Origin of the sequence: Tissierella sp. MB52-C2 (assembly GCF_030931715.1) — a bacterium.
Classification (GTDB): Bacteria; Bacillota; Clostridia; order Tissierellales; family Tissierellaceae; genus Tissierella.
This window is the reverse complement of the sequence record NZ_CP133261.1, coordinates 3,362,920-3,380,899: the sequence shown is the minus strand read 5'-3', so window position 1 is coordinate 3,380,899 and position 17,980 is coordinate 3,362,920. Positions and strand designations below refer to the sequence as shown.

The following is a 17,980-nucleotide window of genomic DNA, read 5'->3' as shown; positions in this document are numbered from 1 at the left end:
AATGGTAGTATATAAAATGACCCCTACAAAAGCAAACTTAATTAAAGCTAAAGGTTCCCTTGGATTTGCGAAGAAGGGTTATGAGTTATTAGATAGAAAGAGAACAGTTTTAATTAGAGAAATGATGTCTCTAATAGATAGGGCTAGTGAACTACAGGAGAGAATAGATATTGAGTTTAAGCAGGCCTATGAAGCTTTAAAGCTAGCCAATATAACCATAGGCAGTGAATATGTAAGTGAACTAGCAAGTTCTATTGCAAAGGAAGAGAGTTTTGATATATTATTTAAATCTGTAATGGGAGTAGAAGTACCCATTATAAAAAGGGAAGACACTATTCTTACGACAGAGTATGGTTTTTTTAGAACAAATCCAGCCTTTGACAAAGCAGTACTAAAATTTACAGATATAAAAAATCTTATATATGAATTAGCAGAGCTAGAAAACTCAGTATATAAATTAGCCATGGAAATAAAAAAGACACAAAAAAGAGCCAACGCCCTAGATAAAATCCAAATTCCTAAATATACTTCTACTATTAAATATATAGAGGAAGTATTGGAAGAAAAGGAAAGAGAAGATTTCTTTAGATTAAAGAGAGTTAAGGGAAAATAAAGAAAATACCAGAAGAATAAAGGATTCTTCTGGTATTTTTATATGGAAATAACCATTCACTCCAAGAAAAGATCACTTAAACCAAATTACAACAGATATAAATTTAATCTGATATAATTATTATAGGGGATAGGGGATAGGGGATAGGGGATAGGGGATAGGGGATAGGGGATAGGGGATAGGGGGAAGAAATAGTGTCTAAAAAAAAGAATATATTTATTTCTTTAATAATATTTATTTGTTTACTTTTGTTATTAACAAGAAATTATTATAGTTCAAAAACCTTTTACAATATTCTAGGTAATAATGAAAAGATAAAAGCAAATGTAAGATTCATTATACCAATTTTAAATCAAGATCCATATCAACAATTCAATATAATGTTGCAAAATGGAGATACAGTTTTATTAGGAGGTGAAAAAGAAAAAAGATTATCATTAAAAAAAGGTGATAGAATTTCTATTGAAATAGAAGGTCGTCCCATATTAGGAGAAAATGAAAACGAGAAATACGTAACAGATAAAGCTTTAAATGTAGAACTTATAAAATCTAATATTGTTAACGATAATGTTAAACACGATGACTTAAAATCACCTAAAGAAGATATTATGTTGGAAGTTTTAGAAGATGGCAAATATTATATTGCTATTACAAACTTTTCTACAAACTATTTTTTTATTGAAAGTATAAAATATGGAAAGGCGTAAGAGGAAATGAGAAAGTTTTTTACTATACGAGAAGCTATAAAACAGCTTGAACCAAAATTTGAAAGCATGAATGGTGTCCAAACTTATAATGCGCTACAAAGTAAAAAATACATGGAATTTTATTTTCATATTTTATTTATAGAAAGGTTGATAATATGAATAAAAAAGTTAGCTTGATTTTAAGTATACTAGTAATAATATATCCTTTTTTATTAACAGGAAGTATTACAGGTAATTATTTGGTAGAACCTATGAATTATATTGCTTTTATAATGAAAGTTTTATGTTTTATAATAGGAGTACATTTTCTAAATAAATATTATTTAGAACAATAAACCATGACTTAATATGTTTTTTCACCTTGGTTATTTAAGAGCAAATAAAAAATACTACCTTGATTTATTATTAGTGAATGATTTTTCTAAGAAAATTTTAGATAAATCATTCTACAAAAAAATTTCTCGCAATAAATCCCTATAACTATTGAAACTATAACATTAATTAAGGTTTTTTATCAATACCCTTCAAGATAAGTTAAAATGAAAAATCTACAAAAACTTTTTTATCTTTAAAATTCAATTATTATTAAAAAAAAGAAGGATTTTTGCCTTCTTTTCTTGTGTTTTTTCTTATCTTGATACACTTTAATTTGTCATATAAGACATACGTTTTATTTACCTATAAAAATTATATCAAATCTAATTTAAAATAGTTTTAATTTGGTTTAAGTGGTCATTTCTTGGATTGGATGGTCATTTAAAGGAAGAATAATAGTAAGTGAATATTCATTATCATCTTTCTTTATATCCATATATCCATCATATTTATTTGAAATATCCGCTATTATGCTAATACCATATCCAGAAGAGAGATACTTCTTTTTATTAAAATAGAATTTCTTAGAAGAATTATCTTTAATAGAATTATAACTATTTTTAATCTTATAAAATAAAAAATTTCCATCAAGATATAATTCCAAATAAATATATCTATTTTTTTCATTGCAATTTAAACAGGCTTCTATTGCATTATCTATAGTATTAAATAAAATAGAGCTTAAATCCATATCATCAATATCCAGGTTAGGAGGAGAAATTGCTTTTATATCAAGGTCTATTTTATGGATAGTTGCTTCTGTATATTTATCATTTAATATTATATCTATTAATTTATTTCCTGTACTTATTTTATTTGGAATAGATTTAAACCTTTCTTTTATTGAATTTATATAAGCTTTATTTTCTACTATATCCATTTTCTCTAATATCTTAATATGGTTTCCTATATCATGCCATATTTTAGATAAGGTATCATTTTTTAGTTCACTATTTATAATAAACTTTTCATAAGATCTATTATAAATCCTTTTGGTAGTTTCTTTTTGTAAATTAATATAAAAGGTATTTGCCTTGAAATACATTATCATAGTACCTAGACTAGTAAATAAAGTAAACAAGCATATGATAAATAAAGTAAAAGCTATGCCTTTAGGGGATAATCCTAAACTAGAATAAAATAATAATATCATTGAAATACTGGACAAAGACAAAACCCCTATCATTAGATAATTTAGAACTTTCGGTAGAACAATACTTTTATTTAAAAATTTATTACTGATTAACATAAAGAGTAATATAGATAAAAATTTGCTAAATAATCCTAAATAAAAATAAGCATATGGAAAATTTAATTCTATTGCAGTTTTACCTAAAACTTCTGAAGCTAGTGAAGTGATTAATAGCTCTGAAATAATTAATATAAAATAATATATTACAACACTTAAAATACGTTGATGAAGTTTAATATCATATAAGAAGGTTATGAAAAATAATAAAATAGATATAAGAATTAGTTTCAAGTACGGAGTAATACCAAATTGGGCGAATATACATGTAACAATAGATACAATAATAATTAAAAGAAAATCAATGATTTTATAATTATTTTTAGAGTTTCTAAATCTAGATAATATACCTACAAAAAGCATATTATCCACTATGGCAAATAACAAACTTAATATAATATTAGACTTTTCCATGATTATCCCTCTCTTTTAGTTGAAATATATCTATAGAATTCTTTCTTAAAGTTATTAATTCTTCTTCTTGCAATATAGAAAGTATCTCCATTGGAAAGAATAACCTTATCATTTATAAAATCTTCCACATGATTAAGATTTATCATAATTCCTCTATATATTTCAAAGAAATGTTTCCCTGTTAAATCATAAGGAATATCTTTTAGAGAACGATAATTTGAAGTATAAGTAATATCTAGGGTATGTATAATTACAGTTCTATCCACCACTTCAAAGTATATAATATCATAGAGTTTAAGATAAATATCGTTATCGCCTATAGGAAAGAAATATTTTTTAGTTAAATATTCAAGTTTCTTAATTAATGAATCAAGGACTGAATTAACCTCTTTGTGAAAATGGCTTTTTCTTATGAAATGAAAGATTGTCAGGTCTAAGGCTTCATATACTTTCTCGTTTAAATATGTAATAAATATAAATATAGTATTTTTATCAACTTCTCTAACTTTTCGTGCTGTTTCTATTCCATTTAATCCTTGTAGTTCTATATCGAAAAAGATAATATCATAGGTTTTCCTTAAATTAAATATATTGTCAAGAACCTCTTCCCCAGAATAAAAACAATCTATTTCGCAATTAATATTATGTTGGATAAATTTTTTCTCAATTATTAACCTCAATTCAGATAAGAAATCTTTATTGTCTTCACAAATTCCAATTTTAAACACAGAATCCCCCCTAGATAACCACTTACTCCAAAAAAAGACCACTTAATCCAAATTTCAACAAATATGGAATTAACCTGATATAATTATTATAAATCAAAGAGCATAGTAGTTAAAGTGATAAACAAATTAGTTTAGTAAATGAAATTAATTACTTTTGTCATTAGCGGTATTTTCCACAATGGCATTAAGTATTAATAATAAAGCTAGAGAGGAGGACAAGGGATGAAGAAAGTTCTAATTAAGAGTATAGATAAAATAAGTAAAGTAGCAAAGAAAATTGCTGAAGAGTCTCCAAATACAGTTTCTACATTTTTATATTACGAACCTAAGGCACCGAAGTCTATCAGGAAGTAGTCAAGAAATAAGATAAAAATGGACAAGTTGATGAAAAGCTTACAGATGATGCAGTATTTATTTCAGATAAAGAACTAGCTAACAGGAGGTTAGTCGCATTTGGAGGAAGGTTAAGAGAAATACAACAAGAATTAATAGAGCCTTGAGTACTTATAATTGTGAAATAATTAAGGTTTCTGATGAGACAACTTAATTGAATTTTTATTAAGTTCAATCTATATAAAAATTTCCTATAAAACTGGAACTTAATATTAAACAATGTGATACTTAACTCAACAGAATCAAGTTAGATATTTTGGGAAAGGAGTTCATCCATGAATAAAACAGAAAAAGCAATAACTTTAATTATTATTAGTTTTGATTTAATTATCTACTCACTTATTATTCAATTAGGTAATTTAGTAAAAATCAATTTTAATGTAGTAGAAGGATATTCTTCAAATGTCTTTTCTTATGTCTCTATTATTTCAACAATTGTATTTATATTTGTTTTATTTTTGCCTTTTTTATTTTTTAAATCTAAGAATGATACCAACAAAAATTAAGGAGGAAATGATATGAAAAGAAGCTTAAAAGTTTTATCTATGTTATTATTTATTATTTTATTGATTTCTAACAATAGTTTGGTTTATGCAGATGATGAAGTAATTTTTAGAGCACCTTCAGATGGTGCAACATTTTGGCAAGTAGAAAGTAAAACATTAGTAGGAACTAGTTATGGTTCTTATAGAAATGGTCCTCAAGCAAGTAATGGTATTACAGCTTCAATGTCTAAAATGACTGGAACTTCTATTCAATATCAACATGTGCTAAGTGGAAATTATGGTGATAAATTAAAAATAGGAAATTCATTTGGAGTTACATTTGGAAAAAATTATAGTCAAACATCTTCTTTCTCACACACGGCTCCCAAAAATAGAACTATCCGACTTAGATACAGACCTTATTACAATAAATACAAAGTAGTTGAAAGACAATATACAAGACTTGATGGTAAATCAATAAAAACAAATACAACTAGAACATCCTATGCAGAAATTTTTCAAAACTGGGATTGTACTTGGATTTATATAAATTAATAAACAAAAAAACTAGATTAATCTAGTTTTTTTGTTTATTAGATTATGAAGCGAATAAAAATACTACCTTGCTTTTTTATTGTCTTCATAAATTCCAATTTTAAACACAGAATCCCCCCTAAATAACCACTTAATCCAGATTTCAACAAATATAAAATTAACTTGATATAATTATTATAAATGAAAGGAGTTAGAGTTAAAGTGATAAGTCAATTTATTAGAAGATATGTTTCTTGGTCAACAACAGATGATGAAATAGGGGTAATACTCTATGGAATGAAGATCATAGGAACTAGTATATTAACGGCCTTAATTATTGTATTAATTGGAATAATTATGAGACAGACTGTATCATCAATTATCTACTTAGGTGTGTTAATTTTACTTAGGAGAAATATGGGAGGATACCATAGTAAGACGTACTTAGGATGTTTATTTATTACAAGCCTAAACTTTATAATAATAGGACTTTTAGAAATATATTTAGATTCCACCCTAAAGCAGATTCTGGGAATAATATTTATTATTTATTCCACAGTAAAAATCTATACCACTAAACCTATAGTACATACAAATAGAACTGTAGATGAAGATACTATAAATAAAAGTATTGTAAAAAAGGATAAATGGTTAAGTGTCATATTGGTTTTGGCAACTATATGCCATGTATTAATAGTATTAGATATAGTAGATGTACTTAATTACTTCTTTGCCATTAGTAGTTCTTTAATGGTAGTAGCATTAAGTATTTAAGTTATAATAGACTATAATATAGAAATATTACTTCATTGTATAATCCATTATTATAATATATAATTATTATTAAGCTATAAATGAAATGGATAAAGGAGGTCGATAAAATGACTAACGAAGAATTTCAAAAAATAGTAATAGAGAAGTTAGGGAGTATCGAGGACAAGGTAGTAAGTCTTGAAAAGGGGCAGCAAGAAATGAAGGAAGACATAAAATCCATAATTGAACAAACTGCCAGTTTAAGCGAACTTAGATATGAAATAAATGGAAAAGTCGATAAGTTATCAGAAGAGTTTAATACTATAGAAATAGTTGCATCAAAGAACTGGAATGATATAGCAAAATTAAAAGCAGCTAGATAATATAAAAAGAGAGCTATAGGATCATTGATCCTATAGCTCTCTTTTATATTTACTTTTGTAACACATCTATTGTGACTTGATTTTGTTTTTTAAATTTATCAATTATTTGCTTAAGTCCAAGCCAAGAAAGCCCAGATATGGCTGCAATAGATCCAAGTCTTCCACCTACACCTATAAATACATCTTGAGTTAGACTAAAAACAAGACCACATATAGCTCCAACTCCTGCCATTTCAATAAGCTTTGGAAATTTAGCTCCAGATACCATAGCTGCGTAAGAAGCAGCAGTTGCAACAAGTGCAAGTGTAGTACCTTCTGTGAAGAAATATGGCAGCAGCAAACCTGATGATAAAGTTACTATAGCTGATGCAAGAGTAGGTCCTTTTTCAAGATGTAGACTTAAAAAATAAGTCAGACACGCTGAAGATATGGCAACTATCATAGTTAAATAAATCATATTTTACCTCCTTTAAATACCAAATACACTTAGAAGGGCTTTTACTAATTGAACAGAAAGTGCAATTGAAGTACCTCCCTTTCCCCCAAGTCCTGCATATATATCTTTAGATAATATAATTATAATTCCTGCGACCAGTCCTGTTAATCCAGCTATGGTTATGGATGGCATTACGGTTTGGGCTGACATACCTATAAAAGAAGTAGTGAATAATACACCTGCCAATCCTGGAGAAAATAATATGGTTGCTACTACTCCCACAAACCCATTAGCGATTACTGCACCATAGCCCATTTTGTGATTCATATGCCATGTTATAGCAGCTGCAAGAGCTGAACCCACTAGAATCTTTACATTATCCTTAGTAAAAATTCTTTTTTTCTTTTCATTTTCCTTATTTAACCTATTTATTTCATAAAAATGATTTAGCAAACCTATTCCTACAAATAAAATAATTGTCAGTAGAAAAACTCTACTGTGCAGCAATTCATTATTCATCAATGCTAAAATCAAAATACCTATACTTATCAAACTATAAAGTAAGAAAAGTATCCTTCGTTTCATATTTAATCCCTTCTTTCTGCTCCAACTATGCTGTGAATATATATATTCAATTAGTTAAATATTATATATAAGATAAGTACCCATTAATATGATACATTAAAACCAATGAAAATACAAAGATAAAAAAGCAGCAAATTTTTAGGAGAGACTTGGTATATTTTGTTTTTTCTTTATTGAATTATATTTATTAAATAATGTATAATTAACATAATATAAGAAGGAGGAGATTATATAATACCTGAGCATATAAAGACCATGGCTCCATCTTTGAAGAAACTTTAGATGAGGCTTTAAGATCGCGAGGAAGTTATACTACAGTTGTAATAATCACACCAAGAGTACTAGAACCCTATGTACACTATATAAATAAATTGAGCAAAGTTGTAAATAAGGTAGTCTGCATATCTATAAATGGTGACAATCTAAGTGATTTGAATAAAAATATAATTAAGTATAGGGGGAATTAAATGGATTTAATTTTAATTGAAATAGTATCTGTGGTTTCATTTATATATTCTCTATTACTAATGTTTTTTCCCTTTACATCTTTAAATAAAATATTTATAGTTTTTATTTGGACGAACCTAAGCTCTTTAATATTTGCACTAAATTATAAAAGAAAAAAAATATATAATATAAGTATATTACTTTTACTTCTTCCATTATTGTTTTTTAAAGACATCGTTGCAATTACATTTATACTTATGAATACTATCCTTATGTTTTTATATATTAGAAATTCCTTGCTTCAAGGCAATCACTATGAATATTCGGAAAAGCTAAAAAAGTCCTACTTAGCATATATAGCTGCAATAACTTTGGCATTTTTAGGTGGTGTCCTTGATAATTTTATAGTATATTCCATACCTTTTATAATCATTAGCCAGGTAACCACAATAATATTAATAAGAACCGTTAGACATTTAGACTCTGGTATGGACATGGAGAATATAAAAAGATCAAATAGAAAATATATAGGAGTTGTTTCCATATTATCCTCCATGGTTGCCCTTGATGGATTGAGAAATATTATATTTTCTATTGTTGGCAACATATATAGATTTATAATAGATGTAATAATAAAGATACTATATTATCCTATTATTTTAATATTTTATCTAATGAATAAACTTATTGTATTTATTGAAGGAGAGATAAAGAAAAATAATATGGAATCTTTATTTGAAAATATGAATGTAGATAATTATGAAAGCATAGAACAAGTGGAAGAAATAATCCCTCGAAGCTTTCCAATGCTTGAAAGGATAATAGGATTTTTGCTTATCATAACTACAATCTATATTATATATAGATTGATTGTAAAAGTGGGGTATAGAGAGTATAATGCTCGAGAATATACTGAAGAAAGAGAGTATATAAAAGATATTAAGATAGAGAAGAAAAAAACAAGGGAAAAGTATCCAAAGGAAATAAAAGAACAGATAAGGTTCTACTATAGAAGATACCTAGAAAAATTAAATAAAAGAGATATAGAAATTAAAAAATCAGATACATCTCTAGATATAAATAAAAAGGCTGAGAAGTTCTCTGAAGAAAGAATTGAAAAAATTAGAAAAATTTATATAGATAGCCGTTATGGTGATAAAGATGCGGATAAAAAAGTAGTAGAAGAAATGGAGAATTTATATAAGAAGTTGTAAAAGTAAATAAAAATAAGATTTAGTATTAATACTAAATCTTATTTTTATTTATATAGAGTTTCATTAGTCGTATGTTTAGATGCACAATATAAGTTTGCTAGAATCAATATTCTATTTATGTTTTTCCAGCAACTGGTTTTTAATATTCCATAAATCCTGAGATAAATCTACAAAATATCTATGTGGCTTTTCAAACCTTTTTACTTCATCCCACATTAAATCTAATTGTTCTTTACAATGGTTTTTTATTTCATGTATATTTGGATTTTCATATATGCAAATACCTTTATCAAATATTTGTACCAAAAGCTTTTTAGCATGGAAATTTTCCAATGTCTTTCTTTTCCAAGTATATAGGGGATGGAATATTTCGTAAGGTCTACTAGTATCGATTATCTCATCATGTAAAGTAATTACGTCAGCTATTGCTTTTTTAGTAGCATTATCAAACAATCTATATACTTGTTTAAAACCTGGTGTAGTTATTTTGCCTACGTTTTCACTGACTTTTATTGTAGGAATAAGCTGTCCTTCTCTTTCTACAGTTGTCAACTTATAAACACCACCAAATACAGGCTGTGATTTTGCAGTTATAAGTCTCTCTCCAACTCCAAAGGAGTCAATTTCTGCTCCTTGAATAAGTAAGTCTCTAATTACATATTCATCTAGGGAACTGGAAGCAATTATGTCACAATCACTAAATCCTGCGTCATCCAAAATTCTACGACATTCTTTAGATAGATAGGCAATATCTCCACTATCTATTCTAATACCTTTAGGTCTAAATCCACGTGGTACAATTTCTTCATTGAATACTTGTATGGCATTTGGCAATCCTTGCTTTAGAGTATTGTATGTATCTATTAAAAGTGTACAATTATTTGGATAAGTTCTAGCATAGGCCCTAAAGGCATCTAATTCTGTGGGAAACATTTGAACCCAGCTATGAGCCATTGTACCCATGGCAGGAATATCAAAGTCTCTATCTACTATGGTGTTGGCTGTTCCTATACATCCGCCAATATATGCAGCTCTAGCACCGAGGATTGCACCTTCGTATCCTTGAGCACGTCTAGAACCAAATTCCATTACAGTTCTACCATTGGCTGCCCTAACTATTCTATTAGCCTTAGTAGCTATCAAACTTTGATGGTTTATAGTTAAGAGTACCATTGTTTCTATAAGTTGAGCCTGTATTACAGGTCCACGGACTACGACAATAGGTTCTTGAGGAAATATTGGAGTTCCCTCTGGAATAGCCCATACATCACATTTAAATTTAAAGTCTCTTAAATAATCTAAAAAGCTTTGAGAGAATATGTTTTTAGATTCAAAATAATCTATGTCTTCTTCATCAAATTTAAGATTCCTTAGATATTCTATTAATTGCTCCACACCTGCCATAATGGCAAAACCACCATCATCAGGTATTGCTCTAAAGAACATATCAAAATAAGCAATTTGCTCTCCCATACCATTTTCTAAATAACCATTAGCCATGGTAAATTCATAAAAATCGGCTAACATAGTAAGATTCTTTCTATCCTTCCAATCTAGGCTTATCATTGGCAGTCTCCTTTTTTATTATCATTACCCTAATTATAGACTTATAATATGAAAAGTTCAATAAACATAGCAACAAAAAATAATAAATGGGTAATTTCCAAAATTATATAGAAATTACCCATTATTTAAAATAGAACTTTATTTTTTCGCCCAAACCTAAAGAACTTACAATATTTTTTAAATTCAATACTTCAATACACTCCTTGATCTTTTAATTCTTTAATAATGGAGGAATTACCATCTACAATTTTAGGGATAGTGCTAAGAAACAATTTTTATTTGCTGGTAAAGCTATTCTTAAGCTAAGGGGCTAATGAGACACTTGAATTAGGTTTATGGGCTAAAGTTCTATCTATTTTTTACACACACCATATTATATAGGAATTATACTTTACCGATATAATGAGATGATGTATGTATAGATATTATACCCAGAAATATAATTTTAAACATAATATAAAAAAACTTTAAGAAATTTTTCTTAAAGTTTTTTAGTGTTATTTAAGGGATTCTAATAATCTTTTTCCTTTCTCCGTTATGCTTATGGTTTTTACTGATGTGCTTGTACACATGGATTTATATGAGCAACAACCACATTTAACCTCAGAAGCAGAACAGCCTTCGTCTTCTACAATATACTTCATACGGTATAATTGTTCTATAAATTCCTCTACTAAGGATTCAGATATATTTAAGTTTTTTGCTATTAAAGGAAGGGAAAAAACTCTAATTTCTGATAACTCTTTTAAAACATTTTTAAGCATATTATCAACTCCTAAAATCCTAAAAGACTTCCAACTTGATATACAATAACTGATAATATCCAACCCAGGGCAAAGGTGTATATAACCATGAAGGCAGCCCACTTAGCAGACTTAGTTTCATGTTTTACAGTACCTATTACTGCTGCACAAGGAGTGTATAAAAGAACCATTATCATAAAAGATACAGCAGTTAAAGGTGTAAATACACTTTGTATTGCAGTAACAAGGGCAGTACCTTCACTTACACCGGCATAAACCATTCCTAGGATTGCAACAACAGCTTCCTTTGCGGCTATTCCTGCGAATAAGCTAACAGTAGCTTGCCAAGTACCAAAACCAGCAGGTACAAATATAGGTGATAAAATAGTACCTATTCTACCTAGAATACTTTCTTGACTATATGGCTCTACGCCAAATGGTAATACGGACAATACCCAAAGAACAGAAACAACTACAAATATAATAGTTCCAGCTCTATGTAAGAAGTCCCATACTTTACTCCACATATCTCTTAAAACATATTTAAATATAGGTAATCTATAAGGCGGCAATTCCATTATAAAATGGGAAGATTCACCTTTAAATAATGTTTTTGAAAATATCTTACCCATGATTAAAGCCATTATAATTCCTAAGGCATAAAGTGAAAACAATACAATTCCACCGTGGTCTGGGAAAAACGCTGCTATAAACACTAAATAAATAGGAAGTCTAGCTCCGCAGGACATAAATGGATTAATTAGTAATGCAATCATTCTATCCTTTTTGTTATCTAAAGTTCTAGTTGACATAATACCAGGAACGTTACATCCAAAGCCTACAATCATTGAAATAAAACTTTTACCATGAAGACCAAGACGTCTCATAAATCCGTCCATTATATAGGCAGCCCTTGCCATATATCCTGTATCTTCCAATATACCTAAGAAAAAATATAATACCATAATAAGTGGAACGAATTCAAATACAGATCCTACTCCACCAAAGACTCCCTCTGAAAGGAAAGCAAGAAGCCATTCAGGTGAGTTAATATTTTCTAATAGAGAAACTACAAATTCTCCTAAGGCTTCAATGCCAGTTGCAACATAACCGCCAAGTAAATCTTGACCTATTACAAAAGTTAATTGAAATACTAAAAACATAATCAAAGCAAATATAGGTATTCCTAAATATTTATTAGTAATAATTTTGTCTATTTTATCAGTTAGAGTTTCCTTTTCTTCTGATGGTCTTTTAATAGACCTACCTACAATATTTCCAATAAATTCATATCTTTTATCTACTATTTCAAGCTCATATTCATGAGATTTTTTCTCTAAAGCTGATAATTGATCTTTAAGAGGTTCAGATTCCTTTTTTGACAGAAGACTATATATCTCTTTATCTCCTTCTAAAAGTTTTACTGCTATCCATTTTTTAGGATATTTTAAATCTAGTCCATCTATAATTTCTTCTATTTGTTTTATTTCATTGTCAATATCATTACCATAACTAAAGGATTTATTTAAATCTTTTTCTTTTTTTACATATTCAATGGATTTATCTATTAGGATATCAAGACCTTGATTTTTAGCAGCAATAGTAGGTACTATAGGAACCCCTAGTTCCTTAGATAGCTTATCTAAATTTATCTCAATATTTCTTTGCTTAGCTTCATCCATCATATTAAGAGCAATTACAACTTTTACACCCATTTCCATTAATTGAGTTGTTAAATAAAGATTTCTTTCAATATTAGTAGCATCTACTACATTAATTACAACATCTGGATTTCCTTTCAGAATATAGTCTCTTGCAACGACTTCATCTTCCGAATATGCCCCGAGACTATAAGTACCTGGAAGGTCTACTACGTTATATTGTTCTCCTTTATGCTTAAACTTTCCTTCTTTTTTCTCAACAGTAACTCCAGGCCAGTTTCCAACGTGTTGGTTAGAGCCTGTTAGTGCATTAAATAAAGTTGTCTTTCCACTATTTGGATTTCCAACAAGTGCTATTGTATTCAAATTTTTGCCTTCAAGTGCTATCGTATTCAAATTTTCCCCTTCTTTCCAATCTAATTATTATCTTTTACAACAAATAGGAAAGTCCTATTCTAATATCATATGAGAACTTTCCATTAATAAGCGTTAAGAAAAGGTTAGTCAACCTTTAATGATTAATTTTCAATAAATACTTGAGATGCTAAACCACGACCTAAAGCCAATTTGTTACCAGATAAATTAATAATAATAGGGCCAAAATCATTTTTAACAACTTTAACACAGGCATTTTTATGAAGTCCTAATTCGTATAATCTTTTTTTTGCTTTACAACAACCTGAAATTTCTTTAATCCTGCCACATTCCTTGGGTTTTAAGGAAGCTAAAGATAAAGTGTTCATAATATCACCCTTCCATATGTATATATCTATAGACATTGATAATCGTTATCATTATACTATTATTATAAATGATTTTACATGTAAATGCAATAATTATTTCACATACTTAGGGTTAAAATAAAAAATAAACAAATAATAAAATTGTTGACAAAATATTAATATAAGAATATAATAAAAGTACACCCCCCGGGGGTGGGGGTAAAAAGGAGTGATATAATGGAAAACAAGAAAATAAGCATAGATGTGCTTGGAATGACTTGTGCAGCTTGCTCTGCAAGAATAGAAAAATCCTTAGGCAAACAGGAAGGGGTAGAGTCAGCAGTGGTGAATTTACTTTCCAATAAGGCCAATATAGAGTTTGATCCTAACAAAATTAAACCAAAGGATTTAATTAAAGTCATAGAAAAAACAGGATATGAGGTACCTGTAGTCAAGCAAACTTTTATGATAGAAGGTATGACTTGTGCAGCTTGTTCCACTAGAGTAGAAAAGGCTCTGAATAAATTAGAAGGAGTTAAGGCTGCAGTTAATTTATCAACTAATAAGGCAGTGGTAGAATATCTATCTGGATTAACAGATGAACAGACTTTAATTAAAGTCATAGAAAAAACAGGATATAAGGCAGAGATAGAAGTAGAAAGAGATTTAGACAGAGAAAAAGAACTTAGGGAGAAGGAAATAAAATCTCTAAAAACATCATTTATCATCTCAGCCATATTAAGTATACCTTTATTTTCTGCAATGTTTTTTCATATGGCAGGAATTGATAATATATTAAGTAATGGATGGTTTCAATTAATCCTTGCCACCCCTGTACAATTTATTATAGGCTATAGGTTTTATAAAGGAGCGTATAATGCTTTAAGAGGTGGAGGAGCTAATATGGATGTTCTCATTTCCATGGGAACATCAGCAGCCTACTTTTATAGTATATATAACTTATTAAAGGGAGTTCATGAATATTATTTTGAATCTTCAGCAGTTATTATAACTCTAATTATCCTAGGAAAAACATTTGAAGCAGTGGCGAAGGGAAAGACTTCAGAGGCCATAAAGAAATTAATGGGATTACAGCCTAAGACAGCAAGAGTTATAAAAGATGGAGCAGAGATGGATATACCTATAGAGAAGGTAGAAATAGGAGATATTATAGTTGTTAGACCAGGAGAAAAAATACCAGTTGATGGAGTCATAGTAGAAGGAAACTCTGCAGTAGATGAGTCTATGATTACAGGAGAAAGTATTCCTACAGATAAGGGAATAGATGATGAGGTAATAGGAGCTACAATAAATAAGTTTGGTGCTTTTAAATTTAGAGCAACTAAAATAGGTAAGGATACAGTATTATCTCAAATCATTAAGCTGGTGGAAGATGCCCAAGGCTCTAAAGCACCAGTTCAAAGATTGGCAGATAAAATATCTGGAATATTTGTACCAATAGTTGTTGTCATTGCATTGATTACATTTGTAGGATTTTATTTTATTAAAGGAGACTTTAATATAGGTCTTATAAATGCAGTTGCAGTTTTAGTAATAGCTTGCCCTTGTGCATTAGGATTAGCCACACCTACAGCTATAATGGTTGGTACTGGTAAGGGAGCTGAAAATGGAATACTGATTAAATCCGGAGAACATCTAGAGAGATCTCATGAAATGGATACAATAGTATTTGATAAAACGGGTACAATAACAAAGGGAGAACCAGAGGTAACAGATATAGTTTCTCTTATGGAAATAGATAGAGATGAAATTCTTAGAATAGCTGCCTCTGTAGAAAAAACTTCAGAACATCCATTAGGTCAATCAATAGTAAAAAAAGGGGAAGACGAATTACTTCAACTGTCTATTCCTACAGATTTTGCAGCAATACCAGGAAAAGGACTTAGGGCAGTTCTTGAAGGTAAAGAAATACTAATTGGAAATAGAAAATTAATGGCAGATAGTAATATCTCCATATTAGAAGGAGAAAAAGATTTATTAAGGCTAGAAGAAGAAGGTAAAACAGCAATGTTAATATCTATAGATAATAAATTATCTGGAATTATAGCTGTGGCAGACCAAATAAAAGAGACTTCAAAGAAGGCAATAGAACAGTTAAAATCTATGGGATTAGAAGTTTATATGATAACAGGAGATAACGAAAGAACTGCTAAAGCCATAGCTAAAGAAGTAGGTATAACAAATGTATTGGCAGAAGTTTTACCAGAGAATAAAGCAGAGGTAGTAGAACAGATTAAATCAGAAGGAAAACACGTAGGTATGGTTGGAGATGGTATCAATGATGCACCGGCTTTGGCAGCAGCAGATGTGGGCTTTGCCATAGGTACAGGTACAGATGTTGCCATGGAGGCAGCAGATATAACCCTTATGAGGGGAGATTTATCTGGAGTAGTTACAGCCATTAAACTAAGTCATAGAACCATGAGAACCATAAAGCAAAACTTATTCTGGGCATTTTTCTATAATACTATAGGAATACCTTTTGCAGCCTTAGGTTTTCTAGATCCAATGATAGCAGGTGCAGCCATGGCTTTTAGTTCAGTTTCAGTAGTTACAAATTCACTTAGATTAAAAAAATTCAGTGGAAAGTAAATAATTATTTACTAGAAATAAGGAGGAATATAAAATGAAAAAAACTTTATTAGTAGAAGGAATGAGTTGTGGACACTGTGAAAATGCTGTGAAAAATGCATTAAAGGGTTTAGATGGAGTGAGTAAAGTGGAAGTGAATTTATCATCTAAAAGTGTAGAGGTAGAAGGAGAAGGCTTAAATGACATTCTTATAAAGGGTGCAATAGAAGACGCAGGATATGATTTAATAGAAATAAAGTAGAGAGTAGTGATCTAATGAATGAAGGAAAAAGAAGAGCAGCTATTAAGTTAAAAACAGCTAGAGGTCAGATAGATGGCATAATAAAAATGCTTGAAGATGATAGGTACTGTGTAGATGTATCTACACAGATCCTATCTGCCATTGGTCTATTAAAAAAGGCCAATATAGATATATTAAATAGTCATATAAGATCTTGTGTATCTACTGCTATTTTAGAAGATGAAAAACAGGGTGAAGAAAAAATAGAAGAAATAATAAACATTATAGATAAATATATAAAATAGCCATAAGACAACTTGAGTAATCAAGTTGTTTTATTTTGTCAAAAATTTCTTTTAATATAATAAAAAATCTATTGAATCAATATAGGTTGTAAAGTATAATCTTAATTGTATGATTTTTATTCAGGGGGAAGCTATGAAAAACGAAATTAATAAAATTAGAGAAAAACTATATAAAGAGATGGAATCTAGAGACAATGATTATGGGGAAGTAGTTAGAATAAGCGAAGAATTGGATAAACTTATTGTAGAGTATTATTTAGAAGAGGGAAAAGGTTAAGTAAAAAAACAACAGATAGTTTATAATATAAGTTGATTTTTTATTAAATTAACTTTGTAATTAAAACAAAGGTCAGAGAAGGTCGAAAAATGATATAGATATATTCATATTGGGAATAAAAGATATATTTCAATCTTTTATTCTTATTTTAATATTTATATTTATTTTTTAATGGAAGGCAAAATAAGTTTATAAATATCTTTTAGAAGAGATATTTGTTCTTTAGAGCTACCCTTTAGTATATCTAATAATTCTTTTATTTCATTATCAATAGACACCCTATAAATATCATCAATTGCTTCTGAAACCTTTATATTCTCCATATAGTAATTATAACCATATAGGAGATAATCTACAGATACATTTAAAGTCTTAGATATATTTGCTAAAGTATCTACACTCATTTTACGATCTCCTCTTTCCAGTTGACCAATATAAAATGATGATAATCCAATTAATTCAGCAAATTTTTCTCTAGATAATCCTAATTTTTCTCTTTCTAATCTAATTCTTAATCCTACATCTTTATAATTTAATATTTTTTTAATTTCATTCAT

General features: G+C 28.8%; 22 protein-coding genes. 13 read left to right on the top strand and 9 right to left on the bottom strand.

What is annotated here, in order from left to right:
* Nucleotide 1: 1 nt before the first annotated feature.
* The 3 genes from RBU61_RS16955 to RBU61_RS16945 all read left to right on the top strand — a co-directional run bounded on the left by RBU61_RS16955 (nucleotide 2) and on the right by RBU61_RS16945 (nucleotide 1,655).
* Nucleotides 2-613, top strand: coding sequence for a V-type ATP synthase subunit D (locus tag RBU61_RS16955; RefSeq protein WP_308876834.1), 612 nt, complete (start codon nucleotides 2-4; stop codon nucleotides 611-613).
* A 194-nt stretch (nucleotides 614-807) separates the two neighbouring features.
* Nucleotides 808-1,320, top strand: a complete 513-nt coding sequence (locus tag RBU61_RS16950; RefSeq protein ID WP_308876833.1) for a hypothetical protein — start codon at nucleotides 808-810, stop codon at nucleotides 1,318-1,320.
* 155 nt (nucleotides 1,321-1,475) lie between these two features.
* On the top strand, nucleotides 1,476-1,655 hold the full coding sequence (locus RBU61_RS16945; RefSeq protein WP_308876832.1) for a hypothetical protein: 180 nt from the start codon (nucleotides 1,476-1,478) through the stop codon (nucleotides 1,653-1,655).
* A 389-nt stretch (nucleotides 1,656-2,044) separates the two neighbouring features.
* On the opposite strand, the gene RBU61_RS16940 is transcribed toward RBU61_RS16945, so the two are convergent.
* A complete protein-coding gene (locus RBU61_RS16940) occupies nucleotides 2,045-3,358 on the bottom strand; it encodes a GHKL domain-containing protein (protein WP_308876831.1) in 1,314 nt (437 codons plus the stop codon).
* Nucleotides 3,359-3,360: 2 nt separating this feature from the next.
* Nucleotides 3,361-4,086: a LytTR family DNA-binding domain-containing protein gene (locus RBU61_RS16935; RefSeq protein WP_308876830.1), complete on the bottom strand. Its 726-nt coding sequence runs from the start codon at nucleotides 4,084-4,086 to the stop codon at nucleotides 3,361-3,363.
* A 222-nt stretch (nucleotides 4,087-4,308) separates the two neighbouring features.
* On the opposite strand from RBU61_RS16935, the gene RBU61_RS16930 reads away from it, so the two are divergent.
* The 5 genes from RBU61_RS16930 to RBU61_RS16910 all read left to right on the top strand — a co-directional run bounded on the left by RBU61_RS16930 (nucleotide 4,309) and on the right by RBU61_RS16910 (nucleotide 6,634).
* Complete coding sequence (locus RBU61_RS16930) at nucleotides 4,309-4,440, top strand: cyclic lactone autoinducer peptide (protein WP_308876828.1); 132 nt, start codon at nucleotides 4,309-4,311, stop codon at nucleotides 4,438-4,440.
* A gap of 314 nt (nucleotides 4,441-4,754) precedes the next feature.
* A complete protein-coding gene (locus RBU61_RS16925) occupies nucleotides 4,755-4,985 on the top strand; it encodes a hypothetical protein (RefSeq protein WP_308876827.1) in 231 nt (76 codons plus the stop codon).
* Between the two features lie 12 nt (nucleotides 4,986-4,997).
* The gene (locus RBU61_RS16920; RefSeq protein WP_308876826.1) at nucleotides 4,998-5,519 is read left to right on the top strand and encodes a hypothetical protein; all 522 of its coding nucleotides are present in this window, start codon (nucleotides 4,998-5,000) and stop codon (nucleotides 5,517-5,519) included.
* 201 nt (nucleotides 5,520-5,720) lie between these two features.
* Nucleotides 5,721-6,272: an accessory gene regulator B family protein gene (locus RBU61_RS16915; RefSeq protein ID WP_308876825.1), complete on the top strand. Its 552-nt coding sequence runs from the start codon at nucleotides 5,721-5,723 to the stop codon at nucleotides 6,270-6,272.
* Nucleotides 6,273-6,379: 107 nt separating this feature from the next.
* Nucleotides 6,380-6,634, top strand: coding sequence for a hypothetical protein (locus tag RBU61_RS16910; protein WP_308876824.1), 255 nt, complete (start codon nucleotides 6,380-6,382; stop codon nucleotides 6,632-6,634).
* A gap of 49 nt (nucleotides 6,635-6,683) precedes the next feature.
* On the opposite strand, the gene RBU61_RS16905 is transcribed toward RBU61_RS16910, so the two are convergent.
* Together RBU61_RS16905 and RBU61_RS16900 are read right to left on the bottom strand one after the other, a co-directional pair.
* A complete protein-coding gene (locus RBU61_RS16905; RefSeq protein ID WP_308876823.1) occupies nucleotides 6,684-7,091 on the bottom strand; it encodes a hypothetical protein in 408 nt (135 codons plus the stop codon).
* Nucleotides 7,092-7,103: 12 nt separating this feature from the next.
* Entirely contained in the window at nucleotides 7,104-7,655 is a 552-nt protein-coding gene (locus RBU61_RS16900) for a hypothetical protein (RefSeq protein WP_308876822.1), read from the bottom strand.
* A gap of 467 nt (nucleotides 7,656-8,122) precedes the next feature.
* Here RBU61_RS16900 and RBU61_RS16895 point away from each other — a divergent pair, with 467 nt between their 5' ends.
* Entirely contained in the window at nucleotides 8,123-9,316 is a 1,194-nt protein-coding gene (locus tag RBU61_RS16895) for a hypothetical protein (RefSeq protein ID WP_308876821.1), read from the top strand.
* A 111-nt stretch (nucleotides 9,317-9,427) separates the two neighbouring features.
* Here RBU61_RS16895 and RBU61_RS16890 read toward each other — a convergent pair whose 3' ends face one another.
* The 4 genes from RBU61_RS16890 to RBU61_RS16875 all read right to left on the bottom strand — a co-directional run bounded on the left by RBU61_RS16890 (nucleotide 9,428) and on the right by RBU61_RS16875 (nucleotide 14,029).
* The gene (locus RBU61_RS16890) at nucleotides 9,428-10,882 is read right to left on the bottom strand and encodes a nicotinate phosphoribosyltransferase (protein ID WP_308876820.1); all 1,455 of its coding nucleotides are present in this window, start codon (nucleotides 10,880-10,882) and stop codon (nucleotides 9,428-9,430) included.
* Nucleotides 10,883-11,379: 497 nt separating this feature from the next.
* On the bottom strand, nucleotides 11,380-11,646 hold the full coding sequence (locus RBU61_RS16885) for a hypothetical protein (RefSeq protein ID WP_308876819.1): 267 nt from the start codon (nucleotides 11,644-11,646) through the stop codon (nucleotides 11,380-11,382).
* Nucleotides 11,647-11,657: 11 nt separating this feature from the next.
* On the bottom strand, nucleotides 11,658-13,682 hold the full coding sequence (gene feoB, locus RBU61_RS16880) for a ferrous iron transport protein B (RefSeq protein ID WP_308876818.1): 2,025 nt from the start codon (nucleotides 13,680-13,682) through the stop codon (nucleotides 11,658-11,660).
* 122 nt (nucleotides 13,683-13,804) lie between these two features.
* On the bottom strand, nucleotides 13,805-14,029 hold the full coding sequence (locus RBU61_RS16875) for a FeoA family protein (RefSeq protein WP_308876817.1): 225 nt from the start codon (nucleotides 14,027-14,029) through the stop codon (nucleotides 13,805-13,807).
* A 213-nt stretch (nucleotides 14,030-14,242) separates the two neighbouring features.
* Between RBU61_RS16875 and RBU61_RS16870 the strand changes: the two genes are divergently transcribed.
* The 4 genes from RBU61_RS16870 to RBU61_RS16855 all read left to right on the top strand — a co-directional run bounded on the left by RBU61_RS16870 (nucleotide 14,243) and on the right by RBU61_RS16855 (nucleotide 17,423).
* The gene (locus RBU61_RS16870; RefSeq protein WP_374212528.1) at nucleotides 14,243-16,621 is read left to right on the top strand and encodes a heavy metal translocating P-type ATPase; all 2,379 of its coding nucleotides are present in this window, start codon (nucleotides 14,243-14,245) and stop codon (nucleotides 16,619-16,621) included.
* Nucleotides 16,622-16,655: 34 nt separating this feature from the next.
* Nucleotides 16,656-16,862 carry a cation transporter gene (locus tag RBU61_RS16865; protein ID WP_308876815.1) on the top strand — a complete coding sequence of 69 codons (207 nt, stop codon included), beginning with the start codon at nucleotides 16,656-16,658 and terminating at the stop codon, nucleotides 16,860-16,862.
* Nucleotides 16,863-16,876: 14 nt separating this feature from the next.
* The gene (locus RBU61_RS16860) at nucleotides 16,877-17,146 is read left to right on the top strand and encodes a metal-sensing transcriptional repressor (protein ID WP_308876814.1); all 270 of its coding nucleotides are present in this window, start codon (nucleotides 16,877-16,879) and stop codon (nucleotides 17,144-17,146) included.
* Nucleotides 17,147-17,279: 133 nt separating this feature from the next.
* Nucleotides 17,280-17,423, top strand: coding sequence for an aspartyl-phosphate phosphatase Spo0E family protein (locus tag RBU61_RS16855; protein WP_308876813.1), 144 nt, complete (start codon nucleotides 17,280-17,282; stop codon nucleotides 17,421-17,423).
* Nucleotides 17,424-17,584: 161 nt separating this feature from the next.
* On the opposite strand, the gene RBU61_RS16850 is transcribed toward RBU61_RS16855, so the two are convergent.
* Entirely contained in the window at nucleotides 17,585-17,980 is a 396-nt protein-coding gene (locus tag RBU61_RS16850; protein ID WP_308876812.1) for a helix-turn-helix domain-containing protein, read from the bottom strand.